At 50.8% G+C, this 240-nt stretch carries 1 pseudogene; it reads right to left on the bottom strand.

What is annotated here, in order from left to right:
- Positions 1-240 (bottom strand): annotated as a pseudogene (locus tag LRP49_RS25255) (IS110 family transposase); the annotation flags it as partial.

Here is a 240-nt window from a genome sequence, read left to right as displayed (position 1 = left end):
GAAGCGGTTACGGACTTCTTCTCTGGCATAGGGATAGCGAAGTTGAAGGTTCGGTGCAGGGTGATTGTATTGGCTAAAGGTGTTGGAGACATGGGCTTTCAAGTCGGCACCGTGACGCATGATTTTAGTACGGCGACGAAGTAAATCACGGGTAGCCCTCATCGCTTTAGGGTAGACATACGCGAGAGGGAAGTTTCCGCCACGCAGCAGCGAAGCAATTTTGAATGAATCAATGCGGTC

Source organism: Enterovibrio qingdaonensis (genome assembly GCF_028683135.1).
In the GTDB taxonomy this organism is placed as follows: domain Bacteria; phylum Pseudomonadota; class Gammaproteobacteria; order Enterobacterales; family Vibrionaceae; genus Enterovibrio; species Enterovibrio qingdaonensis.
Note: the sequence above shows the minus strand (reverse complement) of the source record. Positions and strands in the feature narration are given on the sequence as shown.